14 protein-coding genes and 2 pseudogenes are annotated in these 17,750 nt (G+C 60.7%); 5 read left to right on the top strand and 11 right to left on the bottom strand.

Going from position 1 to position 17,750, the window contains the following annotated elements; genetic code table 11:
• Positions 1 to 330: 330 nt before the first annotated feature.
• Positions 331 to 585: pseudogene (locus tag RZR99_RS27120) on the bottom strand (IS6 family transposase); the annotation flags it as partial.
• A 64-nt stretch (positions 586 to 649) separates the two neighbouring features.
• On the opposite strand from RZR99_RS27120, the gene RZR99_RS27115 reads away from it, so the two are divergent.
• The 3 genes from RZR99_RS27115 (at position 650) to RZR99_RS27105 (ending at position 5,228) form a co-directional block, all read left to right on the top strand.
• The gene (locus RZR99_RS27115) at positions 650 to 874 is read left to right on the top strand and encodes a hypothetical protein (protein ID WP_323122862.1); all 225 of its coding nucleotides are present in this window, start codon (positions 650 to 652) and stop codon (positions 872 to 874) included.
• 115 nt (positions 875 to 989) lie between these two features.
• Complete coding sequence (locus RZR99_RS27110) at positions 990 to 2,795, top strand: RICIN domain-containing protein (RefSeq protein ID WP_323122861.1); 1,806 nt, start codon at positions 990 to 992, stop codon at positions 2,793 to 2,795.
• 72 nt (positions 2,796 to 2,867) lie between these two features.
• On the top strand, positions 2,868 to 5,228 hold the full coding sequence (locus RZR99_RS27105) for a glycoside hydrolase family 31 protein (protein WP_323122860.1): 2,361 nt from the start codon (positions 2,868 to 2,870) through the stop codon (positions 5,226 to 5,228).
• A gap of 38 nt (positions 5,229 to 5,266) precedes the next feature.
• On the opposite strand, the gene RZR99_RS27100 is transcribed toward RZR99_RS27105, so the two are convergent.
• The 10 genes and pseudogenes from RZR99_RS27100 to RZR99_RS27055 form a co-directional block, all read right to left on the bottom strand.
• Complete coding sequence (locus RZR99_RS27100) at positions 5,267 to 5,491, bottom strand: IS3 family transposase (protein ID WP_323122865.1); 225 nt, start codon at positions 5,489 to 5,491, stop codon at positions 5,267 to 5,269.
• Positions 5,492 to 5,527: 36 nt separating this feature from the next.
• Positions 5,528 to 6,016: pseudogene (locus RZR99_RS27095) on the bottom strand (IS3 family transposase); the annotation flags it as partial.
• Positions 5,908 to 6,468: an IS3 family transposase gene (locus RZR99_RS27090; protein WP_323122864.1), complete on the bottom strand. Its 561-nt coding sequence runs from the start codon at positions 6,466 to 6,468 to the stop codon at positions 5,908 to 5,910. The gene RZR99_RS27090 and the pseudogene RZR99_RS27095, both read right to left, overlap by 109 nt.
• 1,150 nt (positions 6,469 to 7,618) lie before the next feature.
• Positions 7,619 to 7,822, bottom strand: coding sequence for a hypothetical protein (locus RZR99_RS27085; protein ID WP_323122859.1), 204 nt, complete (start codon positions 7,820 to 7,822; stop codon positions 7,619 to 7,621).
• Positions 7,823 to 8,084: 262 nt separating this feature from the next.
• Positions 8,085 to 10,118, bottom strand: coding sequence for a methyl-accepting chemotaxis protein (locus RZR99_RS27080; protein WP_323122858.1), 2,034 nt, complete (start codon positions 10,116 to 10,118; stop codon positions 8,085 to 8,087).
• A 170-nt stretch (positions 10,119 to 10,288) separates the two neighbouring features.
• Positions 10,289 to 11,461 (bottom strand): voltage-gated potassium channel protein, encoded by a 1,173-nt coding sequence (gene kch / locus RZR99_RS27075; protein WP_323122857.1) that lies wholly within the window; start codon positions 11,459 to 11,461, stop codon positions 10,289 to 10,291.
• Between the two features lie 126 nt (positions 11,462 to 11,587).
• The gene (locus RZR99_RS27070) at positions 11,588 to 12,058 is read right to left on the bottom strand and encodes a 2,4'-dihydroxyacetophenone dioxygenase family protein (protein WP_323122856.1); all 471 of its coding nucleotides are present in this window, start codon (positions 12,056 to 12,058) and stop codon (positions 11,588 to 11,590) included.
• Positions 12,059 to 12,204: 146 nt separating this feature from the next.
• Complete coding sequence (locus RZR99_RS27065) at positions 12,205 to 13,026, bottom strand: hypothetical protein (protein ID WP_323122855.1); 822 nt, start codon at positions 13,024 to 13,026, stop codon at positions 12,205 to 12,207.
• Between the two features lie 91 nt (positions 13,027 to 13,117).
• A complete protein-coding gene (locus RZR99_RS27060; protein ID WP_323122854.1) occupies positions 13,118 to 13,459 on the bottom strand; it encodes a hypothetical protein in 342 nt (113 codons plus the stop codon).
• 112 nt (positions 13,460 to 13,571) lie between these two features.
• Positions 13,572 to 14,552, bottom strand: coding sequence for a LysR family transcriptional regulator (locus tag RZR99_RS27055; RefSeq protein WP_323122853.1), 981 nt, complete (start codon positions 14,550 to 14,552; stop codon positions 13,572 to 13,574).
• A gap of 58 nt (positions 14,553 to 14,610) precedes the next feature.
• On the opposite strand from RZR99_RS27055, the gene RZR99_RS27050 reads away from it, so the two are divergent.
• Together RZR99_RS27050 and RZR99_RS27045 are read left to right on the top strand one after the other, a co-directional pair.
• Positions 14,611 to 16,008: an aspartate aminotransferase family protein gene (locus tag RZR99_RS27050; RefSeq protein WP_323122852.1), complete on the top strand. Its 1,398-nt coding sequence runs from the start codon at positions 14,611 to 14,613 to the stop codon at positions 16,006 to 16,008.
• A gap of 63 nt (positions 16,009 to 16,071) precedes the next feature.
• Positions 16,072 to 17,589: a CoA-acylating methylmalonate-semialdehyde dehydrogenase gene (locus RZR99_RS27045; RefSeq protein ID WP_323122851.1), complete on the top strand. Its 1,518-nt coding sequence runs from the start codon at positions 16,072 to 16,074 to the stop codon at positions 17,587 to 17,589.
• Positions 17,590 to 17,750: the final 161 nt, after the last annotated feature.

Below are 17,750 nucleotides of genomic sequence, written 5' to 3'. Positions count from 1 at the left end.
TGGGTGTGCGTGGCGCCTATGCGGAAGATCCGGTCGCGGTAATCCGCACGCATGCGAATCGGCTTAAAAATCAGGGCATCTGAGGTTCCGATAGAGTATGTAGTCGGGTCTACAGAATCCATTTGCACTTCAGATCAGGTGATCATGTTACGCCGGATCGACAGACCGGCGACAAACTGAGTGAGCCAGTCGAGGATGAACAAGATAAAAAAGACGGACTGCAGGCCCAGTCGCACGATTGCGCATAGCAGCCAGCGCAAGTTGAAGCCTGTGGCGCACAGCAGCACATGTAACGCATCGCCGGCGGTACCTTTGGGTGATTCGGACCGCTTACATCACCGGGGAATAGAATTGTTCGGCGGGTGTCTGAGTGTTGCAATCTGCCTTCAGCTGCTCTTTCTTAATCATGTGCATGACCTCGATGCCCGACAAGATAATCCGCGCGCAGCGCATCATCGGCCCGGTGCGGCGTTTGATGGCGCGGTGGTTCTGCTCCACGATGTTGTTCAGGTACTTTCTGGCGGATTCGGATGGCGACTCGCGCTCGGCGTTGATTGCCTGCAGGGCAGCCAGGTTTGCCCCGCTCTAGTCCTGGGACGCGCATCTACTACCCTTCGACGCGGCGTATATGATCGGTTTGCGACCTGTCGTGACGAATCTGCTCAAGAGCGGTCTGTTCTTCAAGGCGACCTTCGAACTGGGCGCCGTCACCGACACTTACTTGGACATGAGCCACTGGACGAAGGGCTTCGTGTGGATCAACGGCCACCATCTTGGCCGATACTGGACGATCGGGCCACAGCACCGGCTCTATTGCCCTGCGCCAGGGTTGCACCAAGGGGTCAACGAAATCTTGGTGTTCGATCTCCACTAACTCAACAGCCAGCCAATCGCATTTGCCAGCACGCTGACCTGAGACACATTGTATTTGTTTGATCGGCGTCGTATAGCCGTTCACCTTCGACTCAATTTCGAGCTGGGAGCAAATCATGCAATTGATGCAACGATGGTTCGCCATGTTGTGCGCCGGCGGCGCACTCTGCGCGGGAAGCGCGCACGCTGTAATATTTAGCGCGACACCGGCAGTTCCTGCGAACCCCGTGTCCGACAGCCCGAACTCGCTGTTCATCGATCGTGACGGTACATTCTACGTACAGAACGCGCTCTCGCAATACGACGATAATCCGGCCAACCACTACTGGAAATTCTATACCGGCCCCAACGCCGACAGCCTGACCGAAGCGACCGCACATTCGCAGTACGATACCCGGGTGTTGTGTAATGATAAAAATCCGGTCGCGATCGCTCTGTTCGGGCAGCCCGTGAAGTCGCGCACCGGCTATACGCAAGCAGACTACTGCGATCTGATCGGCGTGTGGGTGGACCCTGATTCAGGTGACTGGTATGGGATTGTCCACAACGAGCTATTCGGCAATGATCCGCGCGTCGACGCGATCTCATACGCGATTTCCAGCAATCGTGGCGCTAGCTGGACACTACAGGCGCCGATTCTGACATCGCCATATGGCCGTGGCGACCCGAAAACGCCGTATTACTACTACGGTGACGGCGATCCGCGACTATACGTCGACAACGCGTCCGGGTACTTCTACATCTTCTATACGAGCCGTATCCAGGGGCAGAATGGTAATTCGGGCGGCTTCAACAACTACATGTGGGCACATGTCGCGCGCGCGCCAATCATCGATAAGATGAAGCCGTCGTCCTGGCAGAAATTCTACGACGGCAAGTGGCAGCAGGCGCGAGGTACGAACTGGACGTGCGATGCGGCGACGGCCGTGACGAAGCCGTGCCCGGCTGCACCGGTATCCAGCTCGCTCGAATCGAACATCGCAGGACCAGTAACCGACCTCACGGTGCAAGGTGGGCCGTCCGCTGACCGGACGGGTAGTGAGACGTTCGTGCCGCCGGCCCAAGGCACACGTGATCTGTTGTCGGCGGGCTATACGAACGGCACGATGCGAGTCATGAGTATCGCATGGAACGTCTATCTGCAGAAGTACGTCGCGATCGCGGAGGATCGGTCGATCTTGAAACCAGGTACCCGCGATTTTGACTATGGAGCGCCAGCCACGACATTAAAGTTCTACGCGTCCGACGATCTAGCGACGCAGCGCTGGACCTACGCGGGCAGCGTTCCATATTCGTCGGGCTCATGGTACCGTTGGTTCACCGACAGTGTGTCGAAGACGTCAGCTAACACGCTTGGTAGTACGTTCCGCGTGTACTGCGTGTTTGGCGGTTGCTCGAAATACGACGCCGAATACATCGACATCACGGCGGCAATCAACCCATCGGTCGACGCCGCACCGGTCTACTACTCGGACGCCAGCGGCCATTCGATTGGCGCGGGCGCAACCAGCCGCCGATACTTCATCGCACATCCCGGCAATCTCACAACGAATCTGCCCACCGCCGCAACTGGTGCATGGCAGTTCACTCCTACCGGAGATGGCTTCTTCAATATCGCGATCAACGGCGCTTATCTTGGCGTGAACGATGGCAATGCAGGACGCGCCTGGGGTGCTCCCGTCGGGCTATCGCCGACGGCATCAACGGCACGGCAGCAGTGGTACTTCCAGCGAGTCGCCAGCATCAGCGCTGCCACCTACCGGATCGTCAATCGTTACAGCGGCTTGGCCCTGAGTTTTCCGGGCAACGTGTTGACGACCGATCTGTCCAAGGTGGTAACGGTGCCACTCAGGAACTGGGACGCCACGCCCGGGCTCATCAAGATATGGAAACAATCCGATCAAATAATCACGCTCCAATGAAATTGATATATCGTATTCCAATCGAGCAATTGGTCAACGGCAAATTCAATGTATTTTGAGATAATTAAATTTATGAAAAATCATCAACTTAACTGTCGCACCTGGAAAATCAAAGGTGCTATTAATATAGCTGCTACATTAATTTTTGTGTCTTCTTGTCAATACGTAAGCGCGGTTCCTGCAAATCAAATTATTAGTGGAAATGCAAGATTCACGGTTCTGTCCCCTACTTTAATTCGTTTGGAATATGCTGCCGATGGTGTATTCGACGACGCGCCAAGCTTCACTGCCGTGGGGAGAGATAACTTCTCTCCGCCGAGCATACAATCCGGCATCTCAAGCAATTGGCTTACGATAAATACCGGAAAAATACAATTACGGTACCATGTAAACTCAGGAGTCTTTGCTTCGGATGATTTGGAGATAACACTTCTGAATGGAGCTAACCAAGTCGCCCAACATCCGACGTGGTCAACCTCAGACATAAAAAATTCTGGAAACTATGGCGGATATTATCGAGGGCTGGATCACAAGCAAGGCCCTGTCCCCATGCATGATGGGGTTTTATCCTCTCAGGGTTGGTATTTGCTAAATGACTCGACTACGGCAATTGCCTCCAAAAATGGAGATTTTTCGAGTCGATCCAAGCATGGTGGAATTTATCAAGATGGTTATTTATTTGGTTATGCGAATGACTATGCCAAAGCCTTATTGGATTTTAAAACTCTGACAGGACCCGCGCCGCTTCTTCCTAAGAAAGTTTTCGGAATATTATATTCAAGATGGCACGATTATAGTGAGAGTGATTATAAAAATTCATTAATCCCTGAATTCAATAAAAACAATGTCCCACTTGACGTCCTAATCACCGATACAGACTTCAAATCTCCAAACACATGGGATGGCTGGGAATGGCGTGCCGATCAATTTCCTGATCCAGTCGAATTTGAAGATTGGGTACACTCCCTAGGAATGTTAAGTGCTCTAAATATTCATCCTGCAATTAATGATGGAGACCCAAAATATAATGCAACAAAAATCCTAACGAATAATAAATTGGCTCTCGGCAAAGACGCCTATGGAAGGCCTGCATATTTTTTTGATTTTTCAATTCAAAATCAAGCGCAGGCATTCTTAAATCTACATGATGATTTCATGAAACAAGGAGTCGACTTCTTTTGGCCGGATTGGTGTTGTGATAATTCGCAATCATCAAAACTAGGAGTTACGCCTGATTCGTGGATGAATTATTTATATTCAAAAATTCAGCACAATTATAATCATCGACCGTTCACCTTAAGCCGAATTGGAGCTTCCTACCAAAATTATAACGACGCGACACCACAGGGTGCTTGGGCTGATCATCGCTATGCAATCCATTTTACGGGAGATTCCGACTCGACCAAGGATATAGCGGTAGGCGCCACCACGTGGCCGTTGTTGAGTTTTGCTATTAAAATGGCAATTACTGAAGGTAACGTTGGGGAGCCCTATGTTTCTCACGATATTGGTAGCTTTAGATATGATAACGATGACAAAGGTGTCAAACTACCTGACGATTATTATATTCGCTGGATGCAAGCAGGGGTATTTCTCCCAATTATGCGAATCCACTCTGGAGGTTCCGCTCGGTTGCCATGGGAATTTAGCGGGGTTGCGCAGCAGCAAGCGGCCAATATGATGCGCTTAAGAGAGGCTCTGGTGCCATACATTTACACGATGGCAAAAATTTCGCACGATACTGGGCTGCCTATTACTCGGCCACTTTATCTGAGCTACCCGAATAATGCCGAGGCAATCGCCAATTCTACTGAATATATGTTTGGTTCAGATATTCTTGTTGCACCTATCACAGCGCCAGGAATAACTGCATCTGCTACAGTTTGGTTCCCGCCTGGCAAATGGATTGATTATTTTACCGGGGAAAGCATTACGGGGCCAGCGACAAAAAACATCAGCAAAGATTTGACAAAAATTCCGGTTTATGTCCGAGCCGGAGGAATCATACCAATGTACCAATCGGCTGATGGCGGAAATATTTCGAAAATTTCTCAAAAACCATTATCAATTAATGTTTATTCGGGAAATAATGGAGATTTTTCGCTTTATGACGACGATGGCGATAGTCAAGCGTATTCGTCAGGAAAATTCTCGAATACTCAATTTACTTATAATGACACTAGAAAAACACTGAGCATTGGGCCGGCTCAAGGTATATTTGATAGCCAAAAATCTAATCGAAGTTTTGTTGTTAATTTCAAGAATTCAAACCCTCCAAATTCAGTTTCTTGGAATGGTGTAAAATTGAAAAAATCAAATACTTCGCAAGTATTTTCATCAAGCGGATGGTACTATGATAACACAAATAACACTTTAATCGTTCAAACCCCAGATGCAGATAAATCAATTTCCAATTTAATAACTATAAATTAGAAAATGGATGGAGGATGCGGCTATTTTCTTGGACTGCTTTACGTCGTTAGGCCGAGGCTTTCACGGTACTCGATGGGGCTGAGATAACCAAGGGAGCCCTTGACCCGTTTCTCGTTGTACCAGCGAACGTAGGCGTTCAGTACCTCAACGAACTCCGCGATGGTCGTGGAACGCCAGTCTCCTGGATAGAACATCTCGGTCTTCAGCCTGCCGAAGAATCCCTCACAGGCCGCGTTGTCTGGTGAGCAGGCTTTACGCGACATGGAGCGGNNNTCGTTGTACCAGCGAACGTAGGCGTTCAGTACCTCAACGAACTCCGCGATGGTCGTGGAACGCCAGTCTCCTGGATAGAACATCTCGGTCTTCAGCCTGCCGAAGAATCCCTCACAGGCCGCGTTGTCTGGTGAGCAGGCTTTACGCGACATGGAGCGGACCAGCTTAGCCTTTGCAACCCGCGATAGCCAGCCAGGCCAACGGTAGTGGCCACCCCGATCGGAATGCACGATCGGCGTCTCGTCGTCCTCGGTCACGGTCTCGATAGCCGCATCTAACATGGAATTCACGAGCTCTGCGTCGGGGCTTGTGCCAATCGACCAGCTGACTACCATGCCATCGAAGCAGTCGATCATGGGCGACAGATATACCTTTCCCGCAGGAATCTGGAACTCGGAGATATCCGTCACCCACTTTTCGTTGGGGGCGTTAGCGTGGAAATCGCGATTAATGATGTTATCTGGGGCAGGGCTGATTTCCCCGATATAAGAACGATATCGGCGCCGCTTGGGCTTGCTGCGTGGAGGCCGTCTTGTTTCATGAGACGACACACGACTTTCTCCGATAGAAACACCCGTTGCCTGCTGAGCGCTGCTTGCACCCGACGATAGCCGTAAGATCGGTGATTGTCCTCGAAGATCTCTGCAACGGTGCGACGGACATCTGCATATTTGTCGGCAACCCGTATGGGCGACCGATGATAAAAATAGGAACTGCGCGCCAAGTCCAACAGCGCAAGCAGCTCAGTCAAACCGGATTCTTCTCTCAGGGCATCAACCAGCGTCGTCTTCTCGCGGTTGCTCAGAAGTGGCAGGTCGACGCCCAGGTCTTTTTTTAGGAGTTCATTCGCCTTCTTCAACAGGTCGTGTTCAAGCTGCAGATTGCGAATGTCGCGCCGGAGCCCTTCGACCTGCCGCTCCAGTTCGTTCCGGTCCGTCTCTGCGGGTGATCCCTTGTCGCGCTTCATGGATGCAGGGGCCTCTCGGCCGAGTAACTGATTTTTCCAGTTGTACAGCGACACCCTGTCGACGTCCAGCTTTTGTGCCACCGCCTGTGCACTTCCTTGTTGTGTACAGAGTTCGTATACCGCGGCTTGCCTGGAGGCCAATGAAGCGGCCGGCCGACCTCGCTTGCCAACCACGTATTTCCTGCTTTCAGGATAGCGCTCGCGAACCCACGCCGTCAGTACCTGGCGGCAGGGATAGCCTAATGTCCTGAGGGTGAAGCTGAAGCAGCGCCCGTGATTGATGTAATGCTCGAGTGCCAAGTTCTTCTGTTCTTCTGAGTACTTCGGCTTTACGCGAACATACTCTTTCTGCAGATTGCCACTCTTCTCGAATTCTTCACACCACGCCTTGAGAGAATTCTTCGTCGGGTAACCCAACTGGCGAATTGTCGCCTTGATGCGCTTCCCGAGTTTCAGGTATAGCTCGACCGCCCGAACGCGGTCTTCGTATGAATACATGGACTACCTCCAAAGTAGTCCAAGATTTTGTCCGCATCCCCGGTGGCTCATTGAAAAATTCCGCATCGCAGACACGGTAGGATTGTCTTGGAGTAACGGTCAGTGTAAATCGATATTTTTCCCGATTTTACGCTTTGCCGACGCCCATCGAATCCATCCGGTGAGAAGTGCTGAAAGCAAAGCAATTAATATAAAAATTGATATTAATATGGTGTGATTTTTATTTTGCAAATTAATTAAAATTGATCCTAAAAATAAAAGAAATAAAAAGGTGTTCGTGATTTTTAGAGCATTGTTTGCGTTCATCGCAACCTCTTCCGACATTGAATTTAGGCCGAACTAGTGCCGATCATTCGACCTAAAATGGAATCTGCAACCCGGCTTGGCACAAATGCGAAGAACTGTAATTAGCCTAGCGTTCGATCGTGCCAGATCCTGCTGCCCAGCACCAACCAACGAAACCGATACCTGCTCCGATCACGGCCCCACCTAGCGCTGCCGGTCCAGAAGCAATGCCGGCGCCAGCCGCTAGGCCAATTTCGGCACCAATGCCCGCGCCGCCCAACACAGCCGTTGCAAGGTTCGCGGAACCACCACTAGCCATAGAAATTTCGAAATCAGTGATTTGATACATATTTACACCTCCAATCGATCACAAAGCGTAAAGACCAAGGCCGACCAGGCCGCCGACCGCAGCTCCAATAATGCCTCCTGGAATAGCCCCTACGCCACCCTCCGGGGCACCTACTGCGATGCCGATTCTTGCGCCAAGTGCGGCGCCAGCTGCAAAGGCAGTCAGTCCGCCACTGGCGCCGCCAGAAACGGCAAGAAGTTCATGTTCGTGAAGTTCGCGCATATTTAATAATCCTAAATTTAAGATTTGGGCCAAAAAACTGGCCCTGTTCTCAGAGAGGGGGTAGCGTCCTTGTCTTGCATAGGGACGTCCAACACTATCATGGGGGAATTTGAGCGGCGGTGACTCTGCGTCCAGAATTGGTTTGAATTTGTTTTTTTAAATTATTTGTCTGTATATCGAAAGATTTTGAGGGGTTAATTTGTAATATTTTTCTTTCGACAAAGGGCTGGCTTCAGCCCGATCTTCCGCCGCCCGTTCCCGATCAAGCGGCCGCGCGCCCGTCCTCCTCGCGGCCCAGCTTGAACACACTGACCGCCTCCACCAGATCCGCCGCCTGGTCGCGCAGCACCGACGCCGCCTGCTCGGCGTCCTCGATCAGCGCGGCGTTCTGCTGGGTAGCCTCGCCGATTTGCGTGACCGCGAGATTGACCTGCTCGATGCCGGTCGACTGCTCGCGCGACGCGGCGCTGATTTCGCCGATGATCGTGCGCACCTGCTCGACCCGTTCGGCGATCGCCGCCATCGTCGCGCTCGCTTCCTCGGCGATCCGATACCCCTGCTCGACCGTCGACGACGACGTCGCGATCAGCATCTCGATTTCCTTGACCGCGGCCGCGCTGCGCTGCGCGAGCGCGCGCACCTCCGCCGCGACGACCGCGAAACCCTTGCCGTGCTCGCCCGCGCGCGCGGCCTCGACCGCCGCGTTCAACGCAAGGATGTTGGTCTGGAAGGCAATGCCTTCGATCACGCCGGTGATCTCGGCGATCTGGCGGGACGATCGCTGGATGTCGCCCATCGTCGTGACCACCCGCCGCACCGCCTGCCCGCCGTCCGTCGCCGCTTCCGAGGCGCCCGAGACCAGCGCGTTCGCCTGCGCCGCGTGCTCCGCGTTCTGCTGTACCGCAGCCGTGATTTCCTCCATGCTCGCGGCGGTCTGCTCCACGCTGCTCGCCTGGGTCGCGATCCGCGCGGCCATGTCGCTGCTGCCGGCGGCGATCGTCACGGTGCCGTGCGCCATGTCGGTCGACCCGCGTCGGACCTGGGCGACGATCCGCGCGAGCCCGTCGCCGATGCCGTCCACCGCATCGATCAGCCGGCCGATTTCGTCGGCCCGCGCACGCGGGCCTCGATGCGATGCATCGTCGTCGGCCGCGCCGGCGCCGCCGCGCCGGGCGCCGACACGCACGCTCAGGTCGCCGGCCGCGAAGCGCTCGGACGCCTTCGCCGCCTCGTCGAGCGGCCGGCTCACCAGCCGCCGGACCAGCACCAGGAACAGCGCCGCGAACGCGAGCACGAACCCGCCGCCGATCGCGAGGAACAGGTTGCGGGTCGAGCGCATCCCGGCCATCACCTCGTCGTCGACGGCGATGCCGCCGACCAGCCACTGCCATTCGGGTACGGTGACGAACGACACGAATTTGGCGCGCGGCCCGTCGTCGCGGGCGGCGGGGTCGGCCGACCGGTAGGACAGTTGCCCCTGCTTCGCGGAGAGCATGGCGGCATACGGCGCGACCGCCTCGTCGGCGCGCTGGCCGGCGCGGTCGGGATGGACGATGAAGGTGCCGCGATTCGGCCCGTTCGACGCGTCCAGCACGAAGTAATAGCCGTGCTCGCCGATTTTCAACTGGCGGATGCCGGCCTCGACGAGACTGATTTCCGCGCCGACGTCGATCCCGACGAACAGCGCGCCGATGATCCTGCCGCCCGCATCCGCGATCGGCTTGTACTGCGTGATGTAACGCTTGCCGAACAGCCCGGCCAGGCCGGTATAGGTCTGACCGGCCATCAGCGGCCCGTAGGCCGGGCCCTTGCGGTCGAGGAGGGTGCCGATCGCGCGGCTGCCGTCCTGTTTCTTCAGCGACGTCGTGACCCGCACGAAGTCGTCGCCGGTGCGCGCGAAGACGGTCGCGATCGCGCCGCTTTTCTGCAGGAACTGGTCGGGAATCGAGAAATCGAGGTTCAGCGCCTTGCCGCCCGCGCTGAGCAACGGCGTCGCGACGCCGCCGATGTCGATCTTCTGCGCGTTGTCGAGCGCGTAGTCGGGCGGCAGGAAGCTCGCGAACAGGTTCATCGAGCGCCCCGCCTCCGACGACAGGGCCTGGTCGAACAGACCGATCATCGCGGCGATCGACCGGTCCTTCTCGTCGATCCGGGTATGGACCTGATCGCCGAGCTGGCTGCCGGCGACATGCGTCAGCGCCCAGGTGAAGACGGCGAACAGGAGGGCAACCAGCGCGCAGGAAAACACGGCGAGGCGTGCACCGACGCTCGCGCGATTGAGAAATGGCACGTTCATGAAAACTCCGGTATTGCAGAGAGGGGGTGGCGGAACGCACGCGTCACCGCTCGCTCATGCAAGGTCTACGGCATATAGACAGGATTCTTTAATTTTGTAAGATGCCGCGGACCGGCACCGGATGCGCCGCGCGAACCCGCGCCGCGCGCCCCGTTCGCGGGGCGCGGGCGTCAATCGGCGTTCGCGCCGAACAGCAGGTGGGAGACGAGTGCGTTGTCGATGGTTTCGTCGTTCAGCGTGCGCGCGAGCAGCTCGCCCGCCAGCTGCTGCGGCGAAAACACCATGTCCGGCTTCAGCAGCCGGAGCCGCCGCAGGTTGCGGCTGTCGTTGACGAGCGCGACGGTGCGCACGGCCGGCGCCAGCTCCTTGATCGCGAGCACGATGAACGCGTTCTCGGAATCGTCGGCGCGCAGCGCGAGCACGGCGCGGGCGGTGGCGGCGCTGGCGTTCTGCAGCGTCGCGGTGTCGCTCGCATCGCCGATCACGAGATCGGCGCTCTCCGGATAGCTGTGCTCGACGTTGACGGGCACGACCACCGTCACCGCGTAGCCGCGTTTCTTGAGGCCGTCGTACACGCTGTGGGCGATCGGCGATGCGCCGACGATCAGGTAATGATTCTTGCGGATCACGTTCGAGATCCCTCCCTTGACGATGCGTTTCAGATTGCCGCCGATCACGGGGCCGATGACCGCGCTGATCGACGTCGCGAAGATGGTGATGCCGAGCACGATGATCGACGCGGTGAAGAGCCGCGCCGTGCTGGTGTGCGGGACGATGTCGCCGTAGCCGACGGTCGACATCGACACGATCGAGAAATACACGGCCGTGCCCAGATCGCGCACCGGCGGCGCGAACTGGTCGCCCAGGTAGAGCACGCCGAACACCGCGTAGATCAGCAGGGACACGATGCTCAGCAGCGCGAACAGGCCGCTCGCGGCGACGCTCGCGCGATCGAAGCGCCGCCAGTAATAGAGCAGCGCGACGGCCAGCACGCCGGTATACGCGAGCACCACCTGGCTGCGGTAGTCGCCGACCACGCTCAGCGCGCCGGCCGCGGCCAGCAGCAGGAGCGACAGCACCCAGGCGACGCGGGCGCGCAGCACGACGCCGATCGCCATCGTCGCGAGCCCGGCCGCGATCACCACTTGCGGCAGCACCAGCAGGCCGGACGTGTCGATCAGATGCAGCACGTAGCCGAGCCAGTCGCCTTGCCGTTCGATCCGTGCTTTGCGGATGACGGGATGCAGCACCATGAAGCCGTCGAGCGCCAGCAGCAGCGCGAGGTACCACTGCGGACCGATCGGCGCGAACAGGCGCCGCAGGAATGTCGTGAGTGTCTTCATCGAAGGGCGGCGCGCACCGTGCGCGCCGGGGTCGGGTGGAGCCAGCTCGAACTTATACCATCGAGGGCCGGACAGACGCCGGGCGGCGCCGGCGCGATGCTCGCGCCGGACGGGCCGCCGGCCCGGTCAGCGCGTGACGAACGGCGCGGCGCCGCGTGCGGCGCTCCGCTCGAACTTGCGCTGGCGCAGCAGCGCGACCCGGCAGTTCTCGCGCGCGGCCTCGCGGCCGTCCGCATCGAGCAGCACCAGATCGCCGCGCATCACGTTGAAGGTGATCACGTCGCCGGCGGGGGGCGACAGCGTTTCGGGCGTGTGGTGCGAGCCCGCCGGTTCGAGCACGGTGCTGCCCGGCCGCGCGATCCAGTCGTATTCCCGGTAGCGCCATTCGCCTTGCAGCGTATAGACGAACACCCGGCCGTCGTGCCGGTGGCGCGGCAAGGTCATGCCGACGGGCATTTTCAGGAGCACGGTGAGTTCGTCGCCGGCAACGTCGATGTGCAGGTACTTGATCGCGAGCCCCGGCAGGCCGGGGTCCATCGGCAGCCAGGGCAAGTCGTCATCCTGCAGGCAGGAGATCGGAGGCAGGGCGTCGAGCATCGTGGGCGGGCGGATGAATGGTTCGAGGGCGGATTATCGCAGACCGCCCGGCCGGTGCGTTGCCGGGCGGCCGGGCGCGCATGGCCGGGTGCGGCGGCTTCCGCCCGGCGTTGCGCATGGCCGCGTCCCGCCGCGCTCCCCGGCGCTCAGGCGGCCGCCAGCAGTCGGTCCGCATAGCGGCGATACAGCCAGCCGCTGCAGGCGCCGGACACGGTGGCGCCCACGAAGGTCAGGGCGCCGCCGGCGATCGCGAACAGGAGGGAGAGGGCGTCGAGATGGAGGATCGGCGCCAGGTGAAGCTGGATCAGGGTCAGCGCGATCGTCGCGACGATCATCGGCAGGCTTGCGACGAGGTGCGTGAGGCTGATGCTCCAGACATGGTCGGCCGAATCGCGCCAGCCCGCCCGCCAGTCCGTCCGCCGGTTCAGCGCGGCGTGGCAGAACAGCAGGCTGATGCGCACCGAGACGAAAAACAGCACGGACCCGACGCCGACGCTGAACAGCCCGATGAGAAAGACGGCCGCCGCGCGCTTCATCGGCCAGAAGTGCAGGATCAGGAAGATCGCGCCGGCCGTGAGCGCCAGGGCCAAGAACATGAGCAGGGTGTACGCGAGCGTCAAGCGGACGTAGCGCCAGAAGGGCGAGCCGAACTGGCGGTGCGGGCGGGCGACCGGGGCGCCCAGGACCGTGAACCGCATCGCCTGGACGGACCAGCCGAACAGCAGGGCCAGCGTGATCAGGGTGCACGCGAAGACGAGGCCGCTGGCGGCGAGCTGCATCCCGGCCGGGAGCGAGTGCCGGGTGGCGGCGATGAACTGCCGCAGCGCCTTGAGGGCGCCGTCGGCGACGAGCATCAGCAGCCAGATCGTCAACGCGGTGCCCGGGCCGGCGCGCAGGATGCCGAGCGCATCCCGCCACGCGCCTTTCACGCAGGCGCCGAGGCCGATGGTTTGAGGGTCTTGTTGCATGTTTTTCTTCCTCCGGTTGAGCGGACGGCGGCGCGCGGGCGCCGCGCCGTCCGTGAGCGTGCGGGATGGCTCGCGCGCGCGGCGCGTTGGATCAGGGGGTGTCGGACGGATGCTGCGAGTCGCGCTCGGGTACCGCGCCCACGTCGGAATATAAGCTGACGATGCGGATCTTTTCCCACGAGCCGTCCTGCCAGACGAGCTTGAAGACGGTGCCGGGCGGCAGGCTCGCCAGGCCGTGCGCGAGCCGGTATTGCGCCGCGCAGGCGGTTGCGCCGGCGGTCCGGATCACGGGATCGGATTCGATCGTCGTATCCCGCACGTTGTTCAACTGCGCGCATAGCGGCGCGCGCGTATCGATTTCGACGGCGGCGCCGGCGCGCGCCGCGCCCGGCAGGGCAAGCGCGCCCAGCAGGACGAGGGTGGATCGGTTCATGGACGGCCCCGGTGATGGCATGTAGTTGTTCGTTCCGGCTGCCGGGATATTACGTGAGATTCGGGTGATCCACCCGCGTTCGCGCGATGGACTCGCGCGGGCCGGACGCCGCTCACGGCCCCGCGTCCCGTGCCGTCCTGCCCGGCACCGCATCCGGCAACGGCGCATGCGCGTCCGCGAGATGCGATTGGAACAGCAGCGCGGCTCGCGACGGCCGCGGCGAGCGCCGCAGCAGGCTCACGAAGCGGCACGCGTAATGAAAGCGCTGCGGCGCGACCGCCTGCATCAGCCCCTTGCGCTCGAAGCTTTCCGCATAGTGGTCGGGCAGGAAGCCGAGGTACTTGCCGGACAGGATCAGCGTCGCGATCGATTCCTGGTCCGACGCGGTGGCGCTGCGCGTCAGCTTCGCGCGGTGGCTCAGTTCCATGTTCGGCGAATGGAACCCGAGGCCCGCGAACGCGTGCCGGCGCACCTGGCTCCAGGTCAGCCGGCCGTGCGGTGCGTCGAACAGCGGGTGGCGCGTGCCGCAGTAGAGCAGCATCCGCTCGTCGAACAGGTCGCCGTACACCAGGCTGCCCGAGCTGCGGTGCGCGGGGATGATCCCGACCTGATAGCTGCCGTCGATCACCCCGCGCTCGACCTCGTTGGTCGACGCGACATGCAGGTTGAGCTGCACGTCGGGCGCCTCGTCGCGAAAACGCCCGATCGCGTCGCCGAGCCGGGCCTGCGGGTTCGTCGCGGTCTTGTCGAACACGGCGATGTGCAGCTCGCCGCCCATCCGGTCGTGGATGCCGTCGACCCGGCTGCGGAACGCTTCCATCGACGCGAGCAGCCGCAGCGTTTCCTCGTAGATCGCCTGGCCCTCGGGCGTCAGCGTGAAGCCGGCCCGGCCGCGCCGGCACAGCACGAGCCCCAGGCGGGTTTCGAGATCCTTGACGTGCCGGCTGATGGTCGAGATGCCGATATTCAGTTCCAGTTCGGCCGCCGCCATCCCGCCGCACTGCACCACGCCCTTGAACACCCGCAGCAGGCGCAGGTCCATGTCGCTCAACTGCCCCAGCAGCGCGCGGCTCTTCGGTTTTCTTACTTGCATAAAAGATCAAGTAAACATTGATATTGAGTTATTTAAAAGACTATCTGGCGACCCAACAATGCGCAACATATTCATCACGAGGAGCGCCCGGGCGCTGACCGACATGACCGTTCTGACCGCACCGCACCAGGCCGACAGCCTTCGCACCGACGCCGAATGGCTCGACGCGCACTGGATGCCGTTTACCGCCAACCGCCAGTTCAAGGCCGATCCGCGGATGATCGTCGAGGGCAAGGGCGCGTACTACACCGATGCGGAAGGCCGCAAGATCTTCGACGGACTGTCGGGCCTGTGGTGCTGCGGCCTCGGCCACGGCCGCACCGAGATCACCGACGCGGTGAGCCGCCAGATCGCGCAGCTCGATTACTCGCCCGCGTTCCAGTTTGGCCACCCGAAATCGTTCGAACTGGCGAACCGGCTCAAGGCACTGACGCCCGCCGGGCTCGATTACGTGTTCTTCACCGGCTCCGGTTCCGAGGCGGCCGACACGTCGCTCAAGCTGGCCCGCGCTTACTGGCGCGCGAAGGGCAAGGGCACGAAAACCCGCCTGATCGGCCGCGAGAAGGGCTACCACGGCGTGAATTTCGGCGGCATCTCGGTGGGCGGCATCGGCGCGAACCGCAAGCTGTTCGGGCAGGGCATCGACGCCGATTTCCTGCCGCATACCCAGCTTGCCGCGAACGCGTTCTCGCGCGGCCTGCCGGAGCAGGGCGCCGAGCTGGCCGATCGCCTGCTCGACCTGATCGCGCTGCATGACGCGTCGAACATCGCCGCGGTGATCGTCGAGCCGTTCGCCGGCTCGGCCGGCGTGATCGTGCCGCCGAAGGGCTATCTGAAACGGCTGCGCGAGATCTGTACCGCGCACGACATCCTGCTGATTTTCGACGAGGTCATCACGGGCTTCGGCCGCGCCGGCGCGATGACGGGCGCGGAAGCGTTCGGGGTGACGCCGGACATCATGAATGTCGCGAAGCAGGTGACGAACGGCGCGCAGCCGCTCGGCGCGGTGATCGCCAGGAAAGACCTCTACGACACCTTCATGGCGGCGGGCGGCCCGGAGTACATGCTCGAATTCCCGCACGGCTATACCTATTCCGCGCATCCGGTCGCATGCGCGGCCGGCATCGCGGCGCTCGACCTGCTGGTGAAGGAGGATGCGATCGGCCGCGTGCGCGAGCTGGCGCCGCATTTCGAGGCCGCGGTGCACGGCCTGAAAGGCGTGCGCCACGTGGCGGACATCCGCAACTACGGCCTCGCCGCCGGCCTGACCATCGAGCACGCGCCCGGCGAGCCGGCGCGCCGCCCGTACGAGATCGCGATGCGCTGCTGGCAGAAGGGCTTCTACGTGCGCTACGGCGGCGACACGATCCAGCTCGCGCCGCCGTTCATCGCCGAGAAGCGCGAAATCGACAACCTGATCCAGGCGCTCGACGAAGCGTTGCGCGCGGTCGACTGAGCCGCCGCCCGATCCCGCCGCGTCACCCGATTACACGACTACCCGATTGCATAGAAAACAGCCATGAAACACGACAGCAGCGTCACTTCCACCATCGGCCACCTGATCGACGGCAAGCGCGTCGACGGCGGCAGCCGCGTCCAGCCGGTGTTCGATCCGGCGACGGGCGCGTCGGGCAAGAGCGTCGCGCTTGCCGACACGCTCACCGTCGAAGCCGCGATCGCGTCCGCGCAGGCCGCGTATCCGGCCTGGCGCAACACGCCGCCGCTCAAGCGCGCGCGCGTGATGAGCCGCTTGAAGGTGCTGCTCGAGGAACATGCGGACGAGCTGTGCGCGCTGATCACGGCGGAGCACGGCAAGGTGCTGCCCGATGCGCTCGGCGAGCTGCAGCGCGGGATCGAGAACGTCGAGTACGCGAGCTACGCGCCGGAACTGCTGAAGGGCGAGCACAGCAAGAACGTCGGCCCGGCGATCGATTCGTGGAGCGAGTTCCAGGCGCTCGGCGTGGTCGCGGGCGTCACGCCGTTCAATTTCCCGCTGATGGTGCCGCTGTGGATGTGGCCGATGGCGGTCGCGTGCGGCAACACGTTCGTGCTGAAGCCGTCGGAGCGCACGCCGTCGTCGACGCTGAGGATGGCCGAGCTGGCGCTCGAGGCCGGTTTGCCGCCGGGCGTGCTGAACGTCGTGAACGGCGACAAGGAAGCGGTCGATACGATCCTGTCCGACGCGCGCGTGAAGGCGGTGAGCTTCGTCGGCTCGACGCCGATCGCCGAATACATCTACACGACGGGCTGCGCGCACGGCAAGCGGGTGCAGGCGCTCGGCGGCGCGAAGAACTTCGCGGTGGTGATGCCGGATGCCGACATCGGCAACGCGGTGAACGCGCTGATGGGCGCGGCCTACGGCTCGTGCGGCGAGCGCTGCATGGCGATTCCGCTCGTCGTCGCGATCGGCGACGCGACGGCCGATGCGGTGGTCGCGGGGCTGTCCGCCGAAATCGCGAAGATGACGATCGGGCCGGGCGTCGACGCGGGCAGCGACATGGGGCCGCTCGTCACGCAGCAGCATTTCGACAAGGTCAAGGGCTTCGTCGACGCGGGCGTCGAGGCGGGCGCGAAGCTGGTGGTCGACGGGCGCGGCGTGAAGGTGGCCGGCCACGACGGCGGCTACTACCTCGGTCCGTGCCTGTTCGATCATGTGAAGCCGGGCATGCCGATCTATCAGCACGAAATCTTCGGGCCGGTGCTGGGCGTCGTGCGGGTCGCGTCGCTCGAAGAGGCGATGGCGCTGATCGACGCGCACGAATACGGCAACGGTACCTGCCTGTTCACGCGCGACGGCGAGGCGGCGCGCTGGTTCAGCGACAACATCCAGGTCGGCATGGTCGGCATCAACGTGCCGCTGCCGGTGCCGGTCGCGTACCACTCGTTCGGCGGCTGGAAGCGTTCGCTGTTCGGCGACCTGCATGCGTATGGCCCGGACGCGGTGCGCTTCTACACCAAGCGCAAGACCATCACGCAGCGCTGGCCGTCGGCCGGGGTGCGCGAGGGCACGGTGTTCAGCTTCCCGTCGAATCGCTGATCGGGCGAATCCGCCGGGTTCGGCGGTGGCGCTTTGGAAACCCGTCGCGAGACGGGTTTTTGTTTTGGGGGCGGGGAAGGCGGGGCGGACAGTCGGCGTGCCGTCGGCAGCGGCCGCGGCTCCGCCGTTGCACGCGAACGCTCGCTCCCGGTGCGGCCCAG

The sequence above is a fragment of the Burkholderia alba genome (genome assembly GCF_034721475.1).
GTDB lineage: Bacteria > Pseudomonadota > Gammaproteobacteria > Burkholderiales > Burkholderiaceae > Burkholderia > Burkholderia alba.
This window is presented reverse-complemented; position numbering and strand designations above follow the sequence as displayed.